Source organism: Cohnella sp. OV330 (genome assembly GCF_900112065.1).
In the GTDB taxonomy this organism is placed as follows: Bacteria; Bacillota; Bacilli; order Paenibacillales; family Paenibacillaceae; genus Cohnella.
Genome location: NZ_FOKE01000006.1, coordinates 311,346 through 328,297, shown reverse-complemented (window position 1 = coordinate 328,297; position 16,952 = coordinate 311,346). Strand labels below are relative to the sequence as shown.

The 16,952-nt window shown below is 62.3% G+C and carries 15 protein-coding genes; 5 read left to right on the top strand and 10 right to left on the bottom strand.

The features are described 5' to 3' along the window. Positions 1–83: 83 nt before the first annotated feature. Positions 84–353 carry a hypothetical protein gene (locus tag BM235_RS32585; RefSeq protein ID WP_255374420.1) on the bottom strand — a complete coding sequence of 90 codons (270 nt, stop codon included), beginning with the start codon at positions 351–353 and terminating at the stop codon, positions 84–86. A 16-nt stretch (positions 354–369) separates the two neighbouring features. On the opposite strand from BM235_RS32585, the gene nagZ reads away from it, so the two are divergent. From nagZ to BM235_RS16610, 5 genes are all read left to right on the top strand, one after another. Then, the gene (gene nagZ, locus BM235_RS16630) at positions 370–1,455 is read left to right on the top strand and encodes a beta-N-acetylhexosaminidase (RefSeq protein ID WP_255374419.1); all 1,086 of its coding nucleotides are present in this window, start codon (positions 370–372) and stop codon (positions 1,453–1,455) included. A 67-nt stretch (positions 1,456–1,522) separates the two neighbouring features. Beyond that, positions 1,523–2,260, top strand: coding sequence for a response regulator transcription factor (locus BM235_RS16625; protein WP_090115263.1), 738 nt, complete (start codon positions 1,523–1,525; stop codon positions 2,258–2,260). Next, positions 2,253–3,368, top strand: a complete 1,116-nt coding sequence (locus BM235_RS16620) for a sensor histidine kinase (protein WP_143106689.1) — start codon at positions 2,253–2,255, stop codon at positions 3,366–3,368. Before BM235_RS16625 ends, BM235_RS16620 begins: the two co-directional genes overlap by 8 nt. Positions 3,369–3,477: 109 nt before the next feature. Then, complete coding sequence (locus BM235_RS16615) at positions 3,478–4,254, top strand: ABC transporter ATP-binding protein (RefSeq protein WP_090115259.1); 777 nt, start codon at positions 3,478–3,480, stop codon at positions 4,252–4,254. After that, positions 4,229–6,184, top strand: coding sequence for an ABC transporter permease (locus tag BM235_RS16610; protein WP_090115256.1), 1,956 nt, complete (start codon positions 4,229–4,231; stop codon positions 6,182–6,184). The genes BM235_RS16615 and BM235_RS16610 overlap by 26 nt, the downstream gene beginning before the upstream one ends. A gap of 52 nt (positions 6,185–6,236) precedes the next feature. On the opposite strand, the gene BM235_RS16605 is transcribed toward BM235_RS16610, so the two are convergent. The 9 genes from BM235_RS16605 to BM235_RS16565 form a co-directional block, all read right to left on the bottom strand. Beyond that, positions 6,237–7,022, bottom strand: coding sequence for an ABC transporter permease (locus BM235_RS16605; RefSeq protein WP_090115254.1), 786 nt, complete (start codon positions 7,020–7,022; stop codon positions 6,237–6,239). A gap of 4 nt (positions 7,023–7,026) precedes the next feature. Then, entirely contained in the window at positions 7,027–7,845 is an 819-nt protein-coding gene (locus tag BM235_RS16600; protein ID WP_255374418.1) for an ABC transporter permease, read from the bottom strand. Next, positions 7,842–8,885, bottom strand: a complete 1,044-nt coding sequence (locus BM235_RS16595; protein WP_090115251.1) for an ABC transporter ATP-binding protein — start codon at positions 8,883–8,885, stop codon at positions 7,842–7,844. Before BM235_RS16595 ends, BM235_RS16600 begins: the two co-directional genes overlap by 4 nt. Before the next feature lie 390 nt (positions 8,886–9,275). Next, on the bottom strand, positions 9,276–9,521 hold the full coding sequence (locus BM235_RS16590) for a hypothetical protein (protein WP_143106688.1): 246 nt from the start codon (positions 9,519–9,521) through the stop codon (positions 9,276–9,278). A gap of 223 nt (positions 9,522–9,744) precedes the next feature. After that, entirely contained in the window at positions 9,745–10,398 is a 654-nt protein-coding gene (pyrE, locus tag BM235_RS16585) for an orotate phosphoribosyltransferase (protein WP_090115247.1), read from the bottom strand. Beyond that, positions 10,395–11,138 carry an orotidine-5'-phosphate decarboxylase gene (gene pyrF, locus BM235_RS16580; RefSeq protein ID WP_090115459.1) on the bottom strand — a complete coding sequence of 248 codons (744 nt, stop codon included), beginning with the start codon at positions 11,136–11,138 and terminating at the stop codon, positions 10,395–10,397. Before pyrF ends, pyrE begins: the two co-directional genes overlap by 4 nt. Positions 11,139–11,264: 126 nt before the next feature. Then, positions 11,265–14,480, bottom strand: coding sequence for a carbamoyl-phosphate synthase large subunit (gene carB / locus BM235_RS16575; protein ID WP_090115245.1), 3,216 nt, complete (start codon positions 14,478–14,480; stop codon positions 11,265–11,267). Then, positions 14,467–15,612 carry a glutamine-hydrolyzing carbamoyl-phosphate synthase small subunit gene (gene carA / locus BM235_RS16570; RefSeq protein ID WP_090115243.1) on the bottom strand — a complete coding sequence of 382 codons (1,146 nt, stop codon included), beginning with the start codon at positions 15,610–15,612 and terminating at the stop codon, positions 14,467–14,469. Before carA ends, carB begins: the two co-directional genes overlap by 14 nt. Before the next feature lie 5 nt (positions 15,613–15,617). Beyond that, positions 15,618–16,937: a dihydroorotase gene (locus BM235_RS16565; RefSeq protein ID WP_090115241.1), complete on the bottom strand. Its 1,320-nt coding sequence runs from the start codon at positions 16,935–16,937 to the stop codon at positions 15,618–15,620. Positions 16,938–16,952: the final 15 nt, after the last annotated feature.

Below are 16,952 nucleotides of genomic sequence, written 5' to 3'. Positions count from 1 at the left end.
TTTTCACTCCGCCTGACCTAAATCTAAAGGAGGTTCATTATGTCCCGCAATAAAGTCGTCCGTACGCCGTTGTCTCTCCCGCTTCAATCGCTGCGCGCCGTCGCCATATCCGCTACTGCGATCGCGCTTCTGGCCGGCTGCGGCGGCCCTTCGGGCTCCGCCTCCGAGACCGCGCCGGCAAGCCCGTCGGTCTCGGCGCCGGCGGCGTCGCCCAGCGCCTCCCCGTCCGCTTCTCCCTCCCCCTCGGCGTCGCCCGCGGCTTCGCCCAGCGCATCCGCTTCCTCTTCTCCCTCGGCGTCCGCTTCGCCTACTTCCAAGCCGACGGACGGACCCGCTTCTTCCGTGTCGATCAAGGATCGGATCGCAAAAATGAGCCTCGAAGAGAAGATCGGACAAATGATATTAGCCGGCTTCGAAGGTACCGCGGCGCCGGACGCCTCGACGCTGCGAATGATCCGGGAAGACCGCATCGGCGGCGTCATCCTGTACAAAGACAACATCGCGGACGTGTCGAAGACGGTCAAGCTCATCAACGCGATCAAAGCCGCCAACGCCAAGGCGGGCAACGCGCCCATCTTCGTCAGCGTCGACCAGGAAGGCGGCAAGGTCAGCCGTCTGCCGTCCAGCTACAAAAAGATTCCCGAGGCGGCCGTCGTCGGGAAAACCGGCGACGAAAAGCTGGCGACGCGCATGGGCGAGCTGCTGGCGCGCGAGGTAAGCTCGGCCGGCTTCAACGTCGACTTCGCGCCGGTGCTCGATATTAACAGCAATCCCGACAACCCGGTTATCGGCACCCGCTCGTTCGGCGCGACTGCCGATCTGGCGACTCGCATGGGTCTGGCAGCCATGCGGGGCCTGCGCGAAGAAGGCGTCGTTTCCGTCGTCAAGCATTTTCCCGGCCACGGCGATACGGCGGTCGATTCGCATCTGGACCTGCCCGTGTTGAACAAGACGGCCGAGCAGCTGGCAAAACTGGAGTGGGTGCCGTTTCAGGCTGCGATCGGGGAGCAGGCGGACGCCGTGATGGTCGCGCACATTTTGTTCCCGAAGATCGATCCGGACGCGCCCGCATCGTTTTCCAAGGTGATCATCGGAGATCAGCTGCGCGGCAAGCTCGGCTACAAAGGCGTCGTCATCACCGACGATATGACGATGGGCGCGATCGCCAAGCACTACGATCTGGCGGACGCCGCCGTCAAGAGCGTGTCGGCGGGCAGCGACATTCTGCTCGTCGCGCACGGCTACGACGTCGAACGCAAAGTGTACAAGGCGCTGCTGAACGCGGTAAAGGACGGAAAACTGACGGAGGCGCGAATCGACGAGAGCGTAACGCGTATCCTGACGCTGAAGTCGCGCTACAAGCTAAGCGACGCGGCGACGGCGATGCCGGAGCTGCAAAAGCTGAACGCTGACATCGGGTCTTGGCTGGACGACGTGGCGAACGCGAACCGCTAGCGGAAGATGCCGTGCGACGGCCGCATCTAAATTAATCAATCCGATTCGACAAGGAGGCTCCGGCCGCATGTACCGCATCATGATCGTCGAAGACGACGAAAAAATCGGAGCGCTGCTGCGGGATTACATCGGAAGGTACGGCTTTGAGGCGCATGTCGCGAGCCGGTTCCGCGATCTCGCCGCCGAATTCGAAGACGTTCAGCCCCACCTGCTGCTGCTGGACATTAACCTGCCGTACTTTGACGGCTACTACTGGTGCAGACAGATTCGCCTGCGATCGAATGTGCCGATCATTTTCCTGTCCGCGCGGTCCGGCGAGATGGACCAGGTGATGGCGATCGAAAACGGCGGCGACGACTATGTCGCGAAGCCGATCCCGCTCGATCTGCTCATGGCCAAAATCAAAAGCGCGCTGCGGCGCGCCTACGGCGAATACGCCGCCGGGCAAGCGCAGCCAAGCGGCGATACGGTCGCCGCCGGCAGCCTCGCGCTCGATATCGGCCGCAGCGAGCTGTCTTGGCGCGGCGCGCGCGTGCCGCTCTCCAAAAACGAGCGGCAGCTCGCGCACGCCCTGCTCCGCCAGGCCGGCCGCATCGTCTCGCGCGAGGAGCTGCTCGAGGCGCTATGGGACGACGTCCAGTTCGTGGACGACAACACGCTCACGGTCAACGTCACCCGGCTTCGCCGAAAGCTCGAGGAGTTGGGCCTAAGAGACGCGATCGATACGATCCGAGGCCAGGGCTACCGCTTGCGGCCGGACTCGGATTCGGACGATGACGCCGGATCGGCGGCCGCCCATGAATGAACGCGGCGGCGACGGCTTACGGCCTTATTCGTTCCGGGACTATTTGATCGACCGCCTCCCTCATATCGTCGTCCTCGTCGTCGCGGTTCTGCTCGCGCTGACGTTCGTCCAGCTGCTGCTATGGAACGTCGGCCTGCCGCTGTCTTGGGCCGACGCCGCCTACATCGCGCTGCTCGTCGCGCTCGTCGTCGCCTCTTGGCTGGCCGCCGGCTGGCTGCGCCGCAAGGCGTTCGCGCGCGAGCTGGCCGAAGCGTGGCGGCAGGCGGCGGCGGGCGATGCTGCGGCTTCGCTCGCGCTCGCTTCGCCCGTCACGCGAGAGCAACGGGCGATGGCCGCGCTTCTGGCGCGGCTGTACACGGTCCACGCGAACGAGCTGAGCGCCCTGCGCCGGCAGCAGGAGTTCCACCGCCATTTTACGGCGCGCTGGGTCCATCAGATGAAGACGCCGTTGTCCGTCATCGAGCTGCTCATGCAGCGGCATCCCGATCCGGGCGGCGCGGCCGGAACGCGAGATACCGAACGCAGCGTCATGGAGGAGACCGACCGCCTGCGGCACGGTCTCGATATGATGCTGCACACGTCGAGGCTGGACAAGTTCGAGCTGGATGCGTCGTTTCGCGCCGTATCCTTGTCCGACATCGCGCGCGCGGTGCTCGTCGAATACAAACGGTCTTTCATCCGGCGCTCGATTTTCCCCTCGCTCGAAGGCGACGCCGCGGTGGAGACGGACGCCAAGTGGCTCGCATTTATTCTTGGCCAGCTCGTATCCAACGCGATCAAATACGCGAAAAAGGACGAAAGACCGCAGCGTCTCCTGATCCGGATCGAAAGTAACCCGGACGGGTCGGCGCTCCTTCGCCTGACGGACGAGGGGATCGGCATCGCCTCCGAAGACCTGCCGCGGCTATTCGAACCGTTTTTCACCGGAAGCAACGGCAGGCTGACCGGCGAGTCGACCGGCATGGGACTTTATCTGGCCAAGCAAGCCTGCGCGCGGCTAGGCATCGGCCTCCGCATCGACTCCGAACAGGGCGCAGGCACGACGGTTACGCTTGACTTTCGGCCGTCCGGCATCCACCGCCTGACAGACGAACGCAATCAAACGTGACAACTTTGTAAGGTAAAGGCGCCGGAATTGAAAGCTAATTCGATGGGCCGTCCCTCCCGACGCCGCTATACTTAAGGCATATAGACAACAGGCAGGAGGGTTTAACCGCATGCAAGTGCTCAAAACGCAAGGATTGTCCAAAGTATACGGCGCCAAGGGCGGCGTCGCCTACCACGCGCTCGACCAGATCGACCTTTCCGTCGACAAAGGCGAGTTCGTCGGCATCATGGGCCCGTCGGGGAGCGGCAAGACGACGCTGCTCAACCTGCTCGCCACGATCGACAAGCCGACGTTCGGGACGCTCGAGATCGGCGGGACGAATCCCGTAAGCTTAAGCGAGCGGGATATCGCCTTGTTCCGCCGGCGCGAGCTCGGCTTCGTCTTCCAGGATTTCAACCTGCTCGACACGCTGCCGATCAAAGAAAATATCATCCTGCCGCTCGTGCTCGAAGGCGCGAAGCCGGCGGTCATCGAGCAGAAGCTGCGCCCGATCGCCGAGCTGCTCGGCATACAGAACATCCTGAACAAACGGACCTACGAAGTATCGGGCGGCCAGAAACAGCGCGCGGCGATCGCGCGGGCGATCATCCACGAGCCGTCTCTGCTGCTCGCGGACGAGCTGACGGGCAACCTCGACTCCAAGTCCGCCAAGGACGTCATGAACGCGCTGCAAGATCTGAACGAGCGCTTGTCCGCGACCGTGCTGCTCGTTACGCACGATCCGTTTTCCGCGAGCTACTGCAAGCGCGTCCTGTTCATCAAGGACGGCAAGCTGTTTTCGGAAATTCGCCGCGGCGTGAACAGGCAGGCGTTTTTCCAACAAATCTTGGATGCTCTAAGCGTGCTGGGAGGGAATTTCGATGACATTCCGTTCGCTCGCGCTTAGCAACGTCCGCGGCAATTGGCGCGCGTACAGCGCCTTTATTTTGAGCAGCGTGTTTTCCGTCCTGATCTTCTATCTCTACGCGGCTTTTCTGTTTCATCCCGACGTCCGGAGCGGCGAGATCAAAGGCGCCCTTCAAGTAAAGCAGGGCATGCTGGCCTGCGAAATTCTCATCATCGTTTTCTCGTTTTTCTTTGTCCTCTACTCGAACTCGGCGTTCATGAAGACGCGCAAAAAGGAATTCGGCCTGTTCACGCTGTTCGGCATGACGCGCGGCCAAATCCGCAAAATGGTGCTGTACGAGAGCGCGTTCATCGCGGCGGTGTCCATCGCGGCCGGCATCGGTCTCGGCATGCTGTTCAGCAAACTGTTCTTCCTGGCGCTCGGCGCGCTGTTGGACGCCGGCGAGACGATTCGCTTCGCGGTGCCCCCCGCGGCCTTATGGATGACGGCGGCCGGCTTTTTCGCCTTGTTCATGATCATCACGGCGCTGACGCTCTTCCGGGTCGGCCGCTCGGAGATCGTGGAGCTGCTGCGCGAAGCGCGCAAGCCGAAGCCGGAGCCGCGCCTTTCCGTCTGGGCTGCCGTCATTGGCTTCCTGACGCTTGGAGGCGGCTATGCGCTCGCGATGACGATGAACGCCCGCTCTTTCCTCGTCCTGACGCTGCCGGTCGTCGGCCTCACCGTAGTCGGCACCTACTTTTTATACGCTCAGGGCAGCGTCGCGATTTTGCGGCTCCTCATGCGGCGCAAACGATTTTACTATGATCGGACGAACATGCTGACCGTCTCCCAGCTCGTGTACAAAATGAAGGACAACGCGCGCCTCCTGTTCGTCATCACGGTCATGAGCGCGGTCGTCCTGTCGGCGTCCGGCACCGTCTACGTGCTGCAGCAGCTTCAAAGATCGCAAGTGCTCGACCACACGCCGTTTGCGATCGGCTTTGTCGAGCGCGGAGAAGGCGCGCATCAGGTCATCGATCCCGCCAAGATGGAGCGCATCGTCCGCGAGGATGGCCTGCACGTCACCCGGCAGCAGAAGCTGTCCGGCCTGCTCGGCGAACATCTCTCGAAAGACGGCGCGACCGCCGGCAAACGCGAACTCGAGGCGATGATCGTATCCGAGAGCGACTACAACCGCGAGGCCAAGCGATTTGGCCGCAAGCTTGTAGCCCCGGCCGGCGACGATGCCGTGATGATTTTGCCTTATCAAGAGATGGAGAGCTACCGCCCGATCCAGAACGGCGCGGTACGTCTCACGCTGGGCAACGACACGGTCAAGCTGCAATTGACCGACCAATATGCCGGCGCCGTCGCAAGCCCCGTCTCCTACGCGACTTACCTGCTTGTCGTCGATGACGCCCGCTTCGATCAACTAAGCGCATCGGCGCCGGCCGCAAGCCGGCTCGTCAGCTACGGCTACGACTGGTCGAACTGGGAGCATAGCGAGGACACGGTCGACAAAATCGTGAAGGCGATGGACCCGGACTTCGAATCGCAAGCGCAGACGTACCGCGTCCCGAGCTACGTCTCCACCAACCAATCGATCTCGCTGACCTTGTTCATCGGCCTGTTTATTTCCCTGCTGTTTTTTATCGCGATGGGCAGCCTCATCTACTTCAAGCTGTTCACGGAGCTGCAGGACGACCAGGCGCAGTTCAAGGCGCTGTCGCGCATCGGCATGACCGCCGCCGAGATCCGGCGAATCGTCGTCACGCAGGTCGGACTCGTCTTCCTCATCCCTTGCATCGTCGGCAGCGTCCATGCCCTGTTCGCCATTCAGGCGCTGGGCAATCTGCTCGGCAGTCCGATCCTCAAGTACGCGGCCGTCGTGTTCGCGATCTATCTTGTCATGCAAGCCGCCTATTTCGCCGTCACCTGCGCCACCTACTTGCGGAGCATCCGCAGCGGAGGCCGCACGGCGACGGAATAAAGCCGCCGACGCAGCACCGCCCCTCCGGATCATCGTCCGAAGGGGCGCTTTTTTAATTTCGCATCGTCATCGCATTGCCGGACGCGTACCGCGCGAGACCCACGCGGAACAGCAGCGCGCCGCAGGCGGAGAAGATCGCGGCGGCGCAGAACGCGGCGGCGGCAAAGCCCGGATCGAATTCGCGCATGAGACCGATCGGCATATAACCGATGAAGCCGGCGGGAACGACAGTGAACAGAATGACCTTGGCCGCCCCCCGGAAGATGCCGGTCGGATAAATGGTCAACGAGATGAAGCCGCCGAACACCTGGCTCGCAATGCCTTCCGCGTTGCCGATCCAAAAGGCGAGCGAACCCGCGATCGCCATAACGCCGATAAACAAAACGCCCGCGAGGAGCAGCGCGCAGGCGAACAGCAAGCAGCCTCTCGGGGTAAGGTCGCCGGCCCACAAAAAGACGATCAGGCCGAACGCAAAATCGCCCGCGCCCGTCACGGACATGCGGCTCGTCAGCATGTTCAGCAGCACCGGCTTCGGCTGTGACAAATACACGTCCAGCTGGCCCGAGGAGACTATCGTCGCGATGCGCGGAAAGTTGCCGAACAGCACGCTCGCCCATCCGAAGCCGCCTGCGGAGACCGCCCACAGAAGCATGACGTCGCCGATCTCCCAACCGCTCACGACCGGAAACCGGGCGAAAAACAAATACCAGAAAAACAGCCAAATCGTATTGTTGACGAACATCATGCCCGCCAGCAAAAAGAAGCTTAAACGATATTCCAGCGCCGAAGCGAGATTCACCTTCCAGCTCGCGAGCAGGAAGCGGAGCGTGCCCGACATTCGTTTATCCCCCGTTGACATGGAGCTTCCCCACTCCCCTTCTGAATATGAAAGCGACGAGCAGCGATAGCGCGGCGATCCATGCGAATTGAAGCGAGCAAGCCCGAAGCATCTCTTCGCCGTCGAACCGGACGCCCAGGCGGGCCGGCAGGTAAAGCGCCGCCTGAAACGGCAGCCAGGCGCATACGCGCTGCAGCCACTCGGGCATGAGATTGATCGGGATCAGCAAGCCGCCCGCCGTGAACTGCAGCTTTTGCACTACGAATTCCAGTCCTCGCGTCTCCTCTACCCAGAAAGCGCACAATCCGACGGCCGCCGTCATCAAAAACGATAACGTCAATCCGAGCATGGCGAGCGGCAGATAAGCCAGCAAGCCATAATCTAGCGTAGGCAGTCCGACCGACAACCAGGCGACGATCCCGCCGGCAAGCAATAGAACGAAAAACCGCAAGGCGCCTTCTCCGAGATACGAGCCGTAATGATAGCCGACGTAGGACAACGGCCTCGTCAGGCGGACGGCGATGTCACCGCTTTTGACCTCTTCCTCGATTCTGATGCCGACAGGCGGCCCCGCCATCGTGATCGCTTCGGTGAATACGAGATACCAGACGATCTGCCGCAGCGTGAACCCGCCGATCGCCCGTTCGTAATCTCCCTCATACGCGGCTCCGTACAACTGTCCTAGCACGTACAGAATGAGCAGCAGAAAACAGGATCGAAGCAAAAAGTCCGCCTTGTACGCCCACTGCTGCCGAAGGGCGATTCGTACGACCGCGAGCTGCTTGCGGCCGGCGCCTAACAGGATGCGAGCGGTTCGGCTCAAGGCGACACGCCTCCCTTCGTCTTTTCCATGCCGTAAATATGCTTGATGGTGTCCTCAAGCGTCGGATCCTCGACGGTCAAATCCGCGATGCGCGCCGCTTGCGTCAGCGAGGCGAGCAGCTGGTTCATATCCGTAAGCGCCAGGTCGACCGACAGACGAACGCGTTTCCCTTCGATCGCCGCCAGCTCGACGCCTTCGGGCAGCGGGGCCCAGGCGCGCCGGCCGAACCATTCGGCCGCCGTAGCCGGGTCCTCTGAATCCGCCAGCGTGACCGTGACCGTCTTGCTGCTGAGCAGCTCCCGCCGCAGCAGCGCGACCGGCCGGTCGACGAGCACGCCGCCGTGATGGATGACGATCGCCCGCGAGCAGAGCTCTTCCACGTCTCCGGCATCGTGGGACGTAAGGAATACCGTCGTCTCCTCCTCGCGATTGCGCTCGCGGATGATCTCGCGGATCCGCTCCTTGACGACGACGTCGAGCCCGATCGTCGGTTCGTCGAGGAACAAAATTTGCGGGCGGTGGAGAAAGGAGGCGGCGATCTCGCAGCGCATGCGCTCGCCAAGCGAGAGCTTGCGCACCGGGGTATGCAAATACGGTCCGAGCTCGAACCGCTCGACCAGCCGGTCCCGTCGCTTCGCGTAATCGCGGCGGTCCAGCTCGTAGACCCGGCTGATCAGCTCGAACGTGTCGACCGGGGGCAGATGATACCATAGCTGCGACTTCTGTCCGAACACGGTGCCGATCCGATAGGCCAGCTTCGTCCGCTCCCGCCACGGCGTCAGTCCGGCCACGGTCGCCTCTCCGGCGGTCGGATGCAAAATGCCGGTCAGCATTTTGATCGTCGTCGACTTGCCTGCGCCGTTCGGGCCGAGCAGCGCGACCGTCTCCCCGGTCGCCACGGATAGATCGATGCGGTCGACGGCGGTCTTTTCCTTCCATTCCGGCGCGAACAGCGACCTCAGGCTGCCGCGCACTCCCGCCCGCTTTTCCTTTACTCTGAACGTCTTGCCGAGCGCTCTCGCCTCGAGTGCCAGCTTCATCTCGGTACCCCCCCTTTTTCGAATCGCGCATGCAGCGTTCAAACCAAAAAGACCCGCGGCAAATCCGCCTCGTGGCGGAACTTGCCGAAGGTCTTTTATCCCTACGGTGTAAGGAGGCTATCGCCTCTTCGGTCTCGCTCGGTTCGACCGCTCCGCTGGCTGCGGGGCGTCGGCTCCCTAGAAACCCTTCCGTTTGATGATAGATATTACCAGCACATCGGTTTTCGAACAACCGCTTTTGGCGTTATTCTCGGATGAACGGTATCGATAGGAGGCATCGGGAATTTTGATCGAAGCCATCGAAGCGATGTACCGGATGCATAAAAGCGGCAAACAAAAAACCTTCGGACGCCTTCCGCTGCCGCAGCGGAATGCCGAAGGTTTTTTTGCTTAAGCGGTGAACAGCAGATCCTCCATCATCGTCATCAAACGGTGGCGCATGCGGATGAGCTTTTCGATCGCCTTGGTGCGGAACATCTCGCTCTCGCCCATCCAGCGCAGGCTGCTGATCATCTCATGCGTCCGGTCCATCTCGATAATCTCGTCGGTGTGAACCATGTCGCGATCGTAAATGCGTACGCGATAAAGCAGATCTTCGGTTTCGGTCAGCAGTTGTTGGTAGATGTCGGTGTTCATGATCAATATCAACCTCTCTTTGTCGTTGTTATCTATTCGTTCCAGCGTCTCGTTTGCACCGTATTGATCTTCATTAACCCGGTGAGCGCGGATTGAATCAACGACAAGGAAAGCGGCGCATTAACAATTTGTCATCTGAGGCTCCAAGGCCCGATTGATGCAGAAAAGCCCGGCCTTTCGTCCGATCGGACGAAAGGCCGGGCTTATTTTTGCTGCGCCGGGATTAAGCCCAGACGAACGCCTTCGGATCCTGGCGCCATTCTTGAAGCAGCGCCACGTCCTGCTCGCGGACCGCGCCGCGCGACAGCGCGACGTCGATCAGCGCGCTATAGCTCGACAGCGTGTCGAGCGGCACCGACTCGGCGGCGAACGCGTCCAGCGCGCTGCGGAACTGGTACGTGAAGATCGCGATGACGCCCTGCACTTCGCAGCCGGCGTCGCGCACGGCGACGGCCGCTTTGAGCGAGCTGCCGCCCGTCGAGATCAAGTCCTCGATCAGAACGACTTTTTGCCCCGGCTTGAAGTGGCCTTCGATTTGGTTCGTCTTGCCGTGTCCCTTGGCTTTGTCGCGCACATAGAGCATCGGCAGCCCGAGAATGTCGGCGATCCATGCCGCATGGGGGATGCCGCCCGTGGCGATGCCCGCGACGGCCTCGCAGTCCGGGTATTTGTCGCGGATGATCGCGGCGAAGCCTTCCGCGATCGTGCGGCGGATCGCCGGGTAAGACATCGTCAGCCGGTTGTCGCAGTAGATCGGCGATTTGATGCCGCTCGTCCAGGTAAACGGGTCCTGCGGGCGCAGCGAGACGGCGCCGATGTCCAGCAGCGCGCCCGCGATGACGGACGGCAGCTGCGCAAGGTTTACGGATTCGCTCATGATTCGGTCAGCTCCTTCAAAATGGATTCGAGTGCCTGCGCCGGGTCCTGCGCGGCTACGATGGGACGGCCGATGACCAGATAGTCGGTGCCGCCGTCAACCGCTTCCCGGGGCGTCGTCACGCGCGCCTGGTCGCCAAGCGCAGCGCCGGCCGGGCGAATGCCCGGCGTCACCGTGAGGAAGCCCTCGCCGCAGGCGGCTTTGATGGCCTCCACCTCGAGCGGCGAGGCGACGACGCCCTGCAGACCGGCATGCTTCGCGAGCACGGCGTAGCGCACGACAGCCTCCTCTACGCTGCCCGCGATGCCGATCTCGCCGTTCAGCGTTTCCCGGCTCGTGCTCGTCAGCTGCGTGACGGCGATGACGAGCGGCGCCGACTGCGCTTCGCCCGCTTCGACGGCGTCGTTCACGCCCTGCATGGCCGCCTGCATCATCGCGCTGCCGCCGGCCGCATGCACGTTGAACATGTCGACGCCCATGCGGGAGATGCTGCGCGCGCCGCCGCGTACCGTATTCGGGATGTCGTGCATTTTCAGGTCGAGGAAGATTTTGAAGCCGCGCTTCTTCAGCTCCCGCACGATCTCGTGACCGGCGGCGTAGAACAACTCCATGCCGACCTTGACCCAGCAGCCCGTGCCTTCTAGCCGGCCGGCGACTTGCAATGCGGCTTCGGCGTCGGGCTTGTCCAGCCCGACCATGATCTTGGCCGCCGCTTCCTTGCGCGTCAGCGTTAACGTCATCGTGTTCATCCGCCTTCCCGTTTCGGTTTTGGACTCGTTTTACGGGTTTTTCCCGCCTTTCGCCCATATAGAAGCCCGATCCGCCGCCGATGGAGCTGGCGGAAGACCGGGCATGGCGCGCTATTATTAATAGACCGGCATCGGTTCGCTGGAGAAGCGCAGCGCCTGCAGCATGTGCAGCAGCGCGCTCACCGTGTCGAGCGACGTGAGGCACACGACGCCGTTCTCGACCGCCTCTCGGCGGATGCGGAAGCCGTCGCGCTCCGGCGTCTTGCCCTTCGTCAGGGTGTTGACGACGAACTGCGCCTGGCCCGTGCGGATCAGGTCGACGATGTTCGGCGAGCCCTCGCTCAGCTTGTTGCAGCGCTTGACGCGCATGCCGGCCGCTTCGAGCGCGTCCGCCGTGCCGCCCGTGGCGATCAGCTTGTAGCCAAGGTTGTAGAAGCCGCGCAGGATGCCGATCGCTTCTTCCTTGTCCTTGTCGGCGACCGTCGCGATGATCGATCCCGACTGCGGGATTTTCATGCCCGAGCCGATGAGCCCCTTGAACAGCGCCTTGGCGAAGTGGCGGTCGCGGCCCATGACCTCGCCCGTCGACTTCATCTCCGGCGTCAGCGTCGGGTCGACGCGGCGCAGCTTGGCGAAGGAGAACACCGGCACCTTGACCGATACATGCTCGTCTTCCGGCCACAGGCCGTCCTTATAACCCAGGTCGGCCAGCTTCTCGCCGAGGATCGCGCGGGTCGCCAGATTCGCCATCGGGATGTTCGTGACCTTGGACAGGAACGGCACCGTACGCGACGAGCGAGGATTGACCTCGATCACGTATACCTTATCCTGCCAGACGACGAACTGGATGTTGACCAGGCCGACCGTCTTCAGCGCCTTGGCGATGCGGATCGTGATGTCGACCGCCTGCTGCTTGATGTCGTCCGACAGCGTCTGCGGCGGATATACCGCGATCGAGTCGCCGGAGTGGACGCCGGCGCGTTCGACATGCTCCATGATGCCCGGGATGAGCACCGTCTCGCCGTCGCAGATCGCGTCGACTTCGATTTCCTTGCCGAGCATATAACGGTCGATCAGGACCGGATGCTCGGGATTGATCTTGACCGCGACTTTCATGTAAGCGAGCAGCTCTTCGTCCGAGTAGACGATCTCCATCGCGCGTCCGCCGAGGACGTACGAAGGACGAACGAGCACCGGGTAGCCGAGCTCCTGCGCCGTGCCGACCGCCTCGTCGACGGAAGTGACGGTGCTGCCCTTCGGCTGGGCGATCTCGAGTCCGCGCAGCAGCGCTTCGAACCGCTTGCGGTCTTCGGCTTCGTCGATGCTGTCGAGCGAGGTGCCGAGGATGCGTACGCCGGCTTTGGACAGCGGACCCGCCAGGTTGATGGCCGTCTGGCCGCCGAATTGGACGATGACGCCGAGCGGCTGCTCCTGCTCGATGACGTTCATGACGTCTTCGAAGAAGAGCGGTTCGAAGTAAAGGCGGTCCGACGTGTTGAAGTCGGTCGATACCGTCTCTGGATTGTTATTGATGATGACGGCTTCGTAGCCCGCGTTGCGGAGCGCCCATACCGCGTGCACGGTCGAGTAGTCGAACTCGATGCCCTGGCCGATGCGGATCGGTCCGGAGCCGAGCACGATGACCTTTTGCTTGTCGCTCGGGATCACTTCGTTTTCGGTCTCGTACGTCGAGTAGTAATAAGGCGTCGTCGCTTCGAACTCGGCCGCGCAGGTGTCGACCATCTTGTACACCGGCTTAAGTCCTTGCGCGAGACGGTGCGCGCGAATGTCGGCTTCGACCGTCAGCGCGGCGGACGCGCCTTGGCCCTCGCGGCGCAGCTCGGCGATCGCGCGGTCCGTGAAGCCCATGCGCTTCGCCTGGTACAGCGTCTCGGGCGTCAGGCCCGGCTCGCGGCGAATGACGTCTTCGAACGAGACGATGCGTTCGATCTTGTCCAGGAACCACCAGTCGATGCTCGTCGTGTCCTGGATGCGCTGCAAGCTCCAGCCGCGGCGGAACGCTTCGGCGATCAGGAACAGGCGCTCGTCGTCGGCTTTGGCCAGACGCGACGTCAGCGTCTCTTCGTCAAGCTCTTCCGCGCCCTTGAGGAACAGACGGTGCACGCCGATCTCGAGCGAGCGTACCGCTTTGTGAATCGACTCTTCGAACGTGCGGCCGATCGCCATGACTTCGCCGGTCGCCTTCATCTGCGTGCCCAGCTTGCGGTTGGCGTCCGTGAACTTGTCGAACGGCCAGCGCGGAATCTTGCTCACGATATAGTCCAGCGTCGGCTCGAAGCAAGCGTACGTCTGACCCGTGACCGGGTTGACGATCTCGTCGAGCGTGTAGCCGACCGCGATCTTCGCCGCCATCTTGGCGATCGGGTAGCCCGTCGCCTTGGAGGCAAGCGCCGAGGAGCGGCTGACGCGCGGGTTAACTTCGATGACATAGTATTGATAGCTGTGCGGATCGAGCGCGAACTGCACGTTGCAGCCGCCTTCGATGTTCAGCGCGCGGATAATCTTGAGCGAAGCCGAACGCAGCATTTGATATTCGCGGTCGGACAGCGTCTGGCTAGGCGCCACGACGATGGAATCGCCCGTGTGGACGCCGACCGGATCGAAGTTTTCCATGTTGCAGACGACGATGCAGTTGTCGTTCGCGTCTCGCATGACTTCGTATTCGACTTCCTTCATGCCGGCGATCGACTTCTCGATCAAGCACTGGCCGATCGGGCTGTAACGCAGGCCGTTGGCCACGATCTCGCGCAGCTCTTCTTCGCTGCCGGCGATGCCGCCGCCCGTGCCGCCCAGTGTGTAGGCCGGACGCACGATAACCGGATAGCCGATCGTGTCGGCGAAGTCGACCGCTTCCTGCACGGTCGTGACGATCTCGCTCTGCGGCACCGGCTGCTCCAGCTCGCGCATCAGCTCGCGGAAAAGGTCGCGGTCCTCGGCTTTTTCGATCGCGGTCAGCTGCGTGCCGAGCAGCTTGACGCCTTCGGCTTCAAGCACGCCCGCGCGCGCCAGCTCGACGGCCATGTTGAGGCCGGTCTGGCCGCCCAGCGTCGGCAGCAAGCCGTCCGGACGCTCTTGGCGGATGATTTGGGAGACGAACTCGAGGTTGATCGGTTCGATGTATACCTTGTCGGCCATGTTCGTATCGGTCATGATCGTGGCCGGGTTGCTGTTGATGAGGACGACCTCGAGGCCTTCTTCCTTCAGCGCTTGGCAAGCTTGCGTGCCGGCGTAGTCGAACTCGGCCGCCTGGCCGATGACGATCGGACCGGAGCCGATGACGAGAATCTTTTTGAGTTCATTATTTTTGGGCATACTGCAGTTCTCCTCTCAGCATCTCCGACAGTTGCGCTTGCCGCGGGCGTTCGGGGTTTTTCAGCTTGTGCTCGCGGATCGACTCCAGGAACTGGTCGAACAGATAGCTGCTGTCGAACGGTCCGGGAGCGGCTTCCGGATGGTACTGGACGCTGAAGGCCGGGAATTTGGCGTGCTTCAGGCCTTCGATCGTCTTATCGTTGTTGTTGATATGCGTCACGACGAGGTCGGTGCCCGCGACGGACTCTTCCTTGACCGTGTAGCCGTGATTCTGGGAAGTGATGTAGCAACGGCCGGATTCGAGTTCCTTGACCGGGTGGTTGCCGCCGCGGTGACCGAACTTCAGCTTGTCGGTGTCCGCGCCGCATGCGAGCGCGAACAGCTGGTGGCCGAGGCAGATGCCGAAAATCGGATACTCGCCGAGAAGCTGGCGGACCGTCTCGACCGACTCCGGCACGTCCTTGGGGTCGCCGGGGCCGTTGGACAGCTGGATGCCGTCCGGATGCAGGCGGCGGATCTCGTCGGCCGTCGTGTTGTGCGGCACGACGATGACGTCGCAGCCGCGCTGCGTCAGTTCGCGCAGGATGCCGCTTTTCGCGCCGTAGTCGATCAGCACGATGCGCTCCTTGGTGCCCGGGCTTGAAAAGATGTTTTTCGTGGACGTCCAGGCGACCTGGTTGCGCGGCAGCGGCGTTGCGCCCATGCGCTCTTGCAGCTCCTCGACGCGCTCGCTTCCCGTCGTCAGGATGCCCTTCATGACGCCATGGCGGCGAATGATCCGCGTCAGCATGCGGGTGTCGACTTCGCTGATGCCGATAATGCCGTACTCTTTAAGAAGATGACCGAGGGAATCCTGGGCGCGCCAGTTGCTCGGCACTTCCTCGTAGCGGCGCGTGACGAAGCCGTGGATGAACGGACGTACCGACTCGAAGTCGTCGCGCGTGATGCCGTAGTTGCCGATCAGCGGAAACGTCATCGTGACGATCTGTCCGCAATACGATGGGTCCGAGATGACCTCTTGATATCCTGTGATGCCCGTATTAAATACGACCTCGCCCACCGACGCGCCTTCCGCGCCGAACGATTGCCCCGTAAACAGGGTGCCGTCTTCAAGTAAAAGTCTCGCTTGCATCCCGATCACTCCTCGCTGCTCTTAAGTATGCCTTGTTCTTCGCTCCAGACCGTCTTGCCTGCGACTATCGTCAGCGTCGGCCAGCCCGACAGCTTCCAGCCCGTGAACGGCGTGTTGCGTCCCTTCGTCAGGAAGCTCGCCGGATCGACTTCGCGTTCGCCGTCCAGATCGATCAGCGTGATGTCAGCCGGCGCCCCGACTTCCAGCTTGCCCGTATCCAGCCCGAACACCCGGGCGGGATCGCTCGTCATTCGGCTCAGCAGGAACCCGAGCGTCCAGCGGCCGGTCTTGACGAACTTCGTGTACAGCAGCGGAAACGCCGTCTCGAAGCCGACGATGCCGAACGGCGCGCGTTCCATGCCCTTCGCCTTCTCTTCCTCGCTGTGCGGCGCGTGGTCGGTGACGATGATGTCGATCGTCCCTTCCTCGAGCGCCTTGATGCACGCTTCCACGTCGCGCGGCGTACGCAGCGGCGGGTTCATCTTCCAGTTCGCGTCCATGCTGTCCGGGATATCTTCGTCCGACAGCAGCAGATGGTGCGGACACACTTCCGCGGTGACGTTCACGCCGACCGACTTGCCCAGCTTGATCAGCCGGATCGACTGCTCGGTGCTGACGTGGCAGACGTGGTAGTGCACGCCCGTCGCTTCCGACAGCAAGATGTCCCGGCCGACGTGAATCGCTTCCGATTCGTTCGGAATGCCCTTCAGGCCGTGCCTTTTGGCGAACGCGCCTTCGGACACCGCGGCGCCGACCACGAGCGAATCGTCCTCGCAGTGCGCGATGATCGGCATGTCGAGCGACTTCGCCAGCGCCATCGCGTTTTTCATCATTTGCGCGTTCTGCACGCCGACGCCGTCGTCGGTGAAGCCGATCGCGCCTGCGCTTTTCAGCGATTCGAAGTCGGTGAGCTCGCGGCCGAGCTCGTTTTTGGTGATCGCCGCGTAAGGAAGGACGCGCACGCCGCAAGCGGCCTCGGCTCTCTCCAACACCAGCTTCACCGTGTCCGGCGTATCGATGACCGGCCGCGTGTTCGGCATGCAGGCGATCGTCGTGAAGCCGCCTTTCGCCGCCGAAGCCGTACCGGAAGCGATCGTTTCCTTATGTTCGAAGCCCGGCTCGCGCAGATGCACGTGCATGTCGATCAATCCGGGCGATACGAGCTTGCCGGCGGCGTCGATCGCCTCGGCGCTTCCCACGTCCGGCTCAGCGGAGCCGTCAAGCCATTGCGCGACCAGGCCGTTCTCCAATTTCAAGTGCTTCTTGACCGTATCGCCGGTCTCGGGATCGATCGTAAGTCCGTTAAGTATCCAGGTCGTCGTCAAAGGATTTTCTTCCTC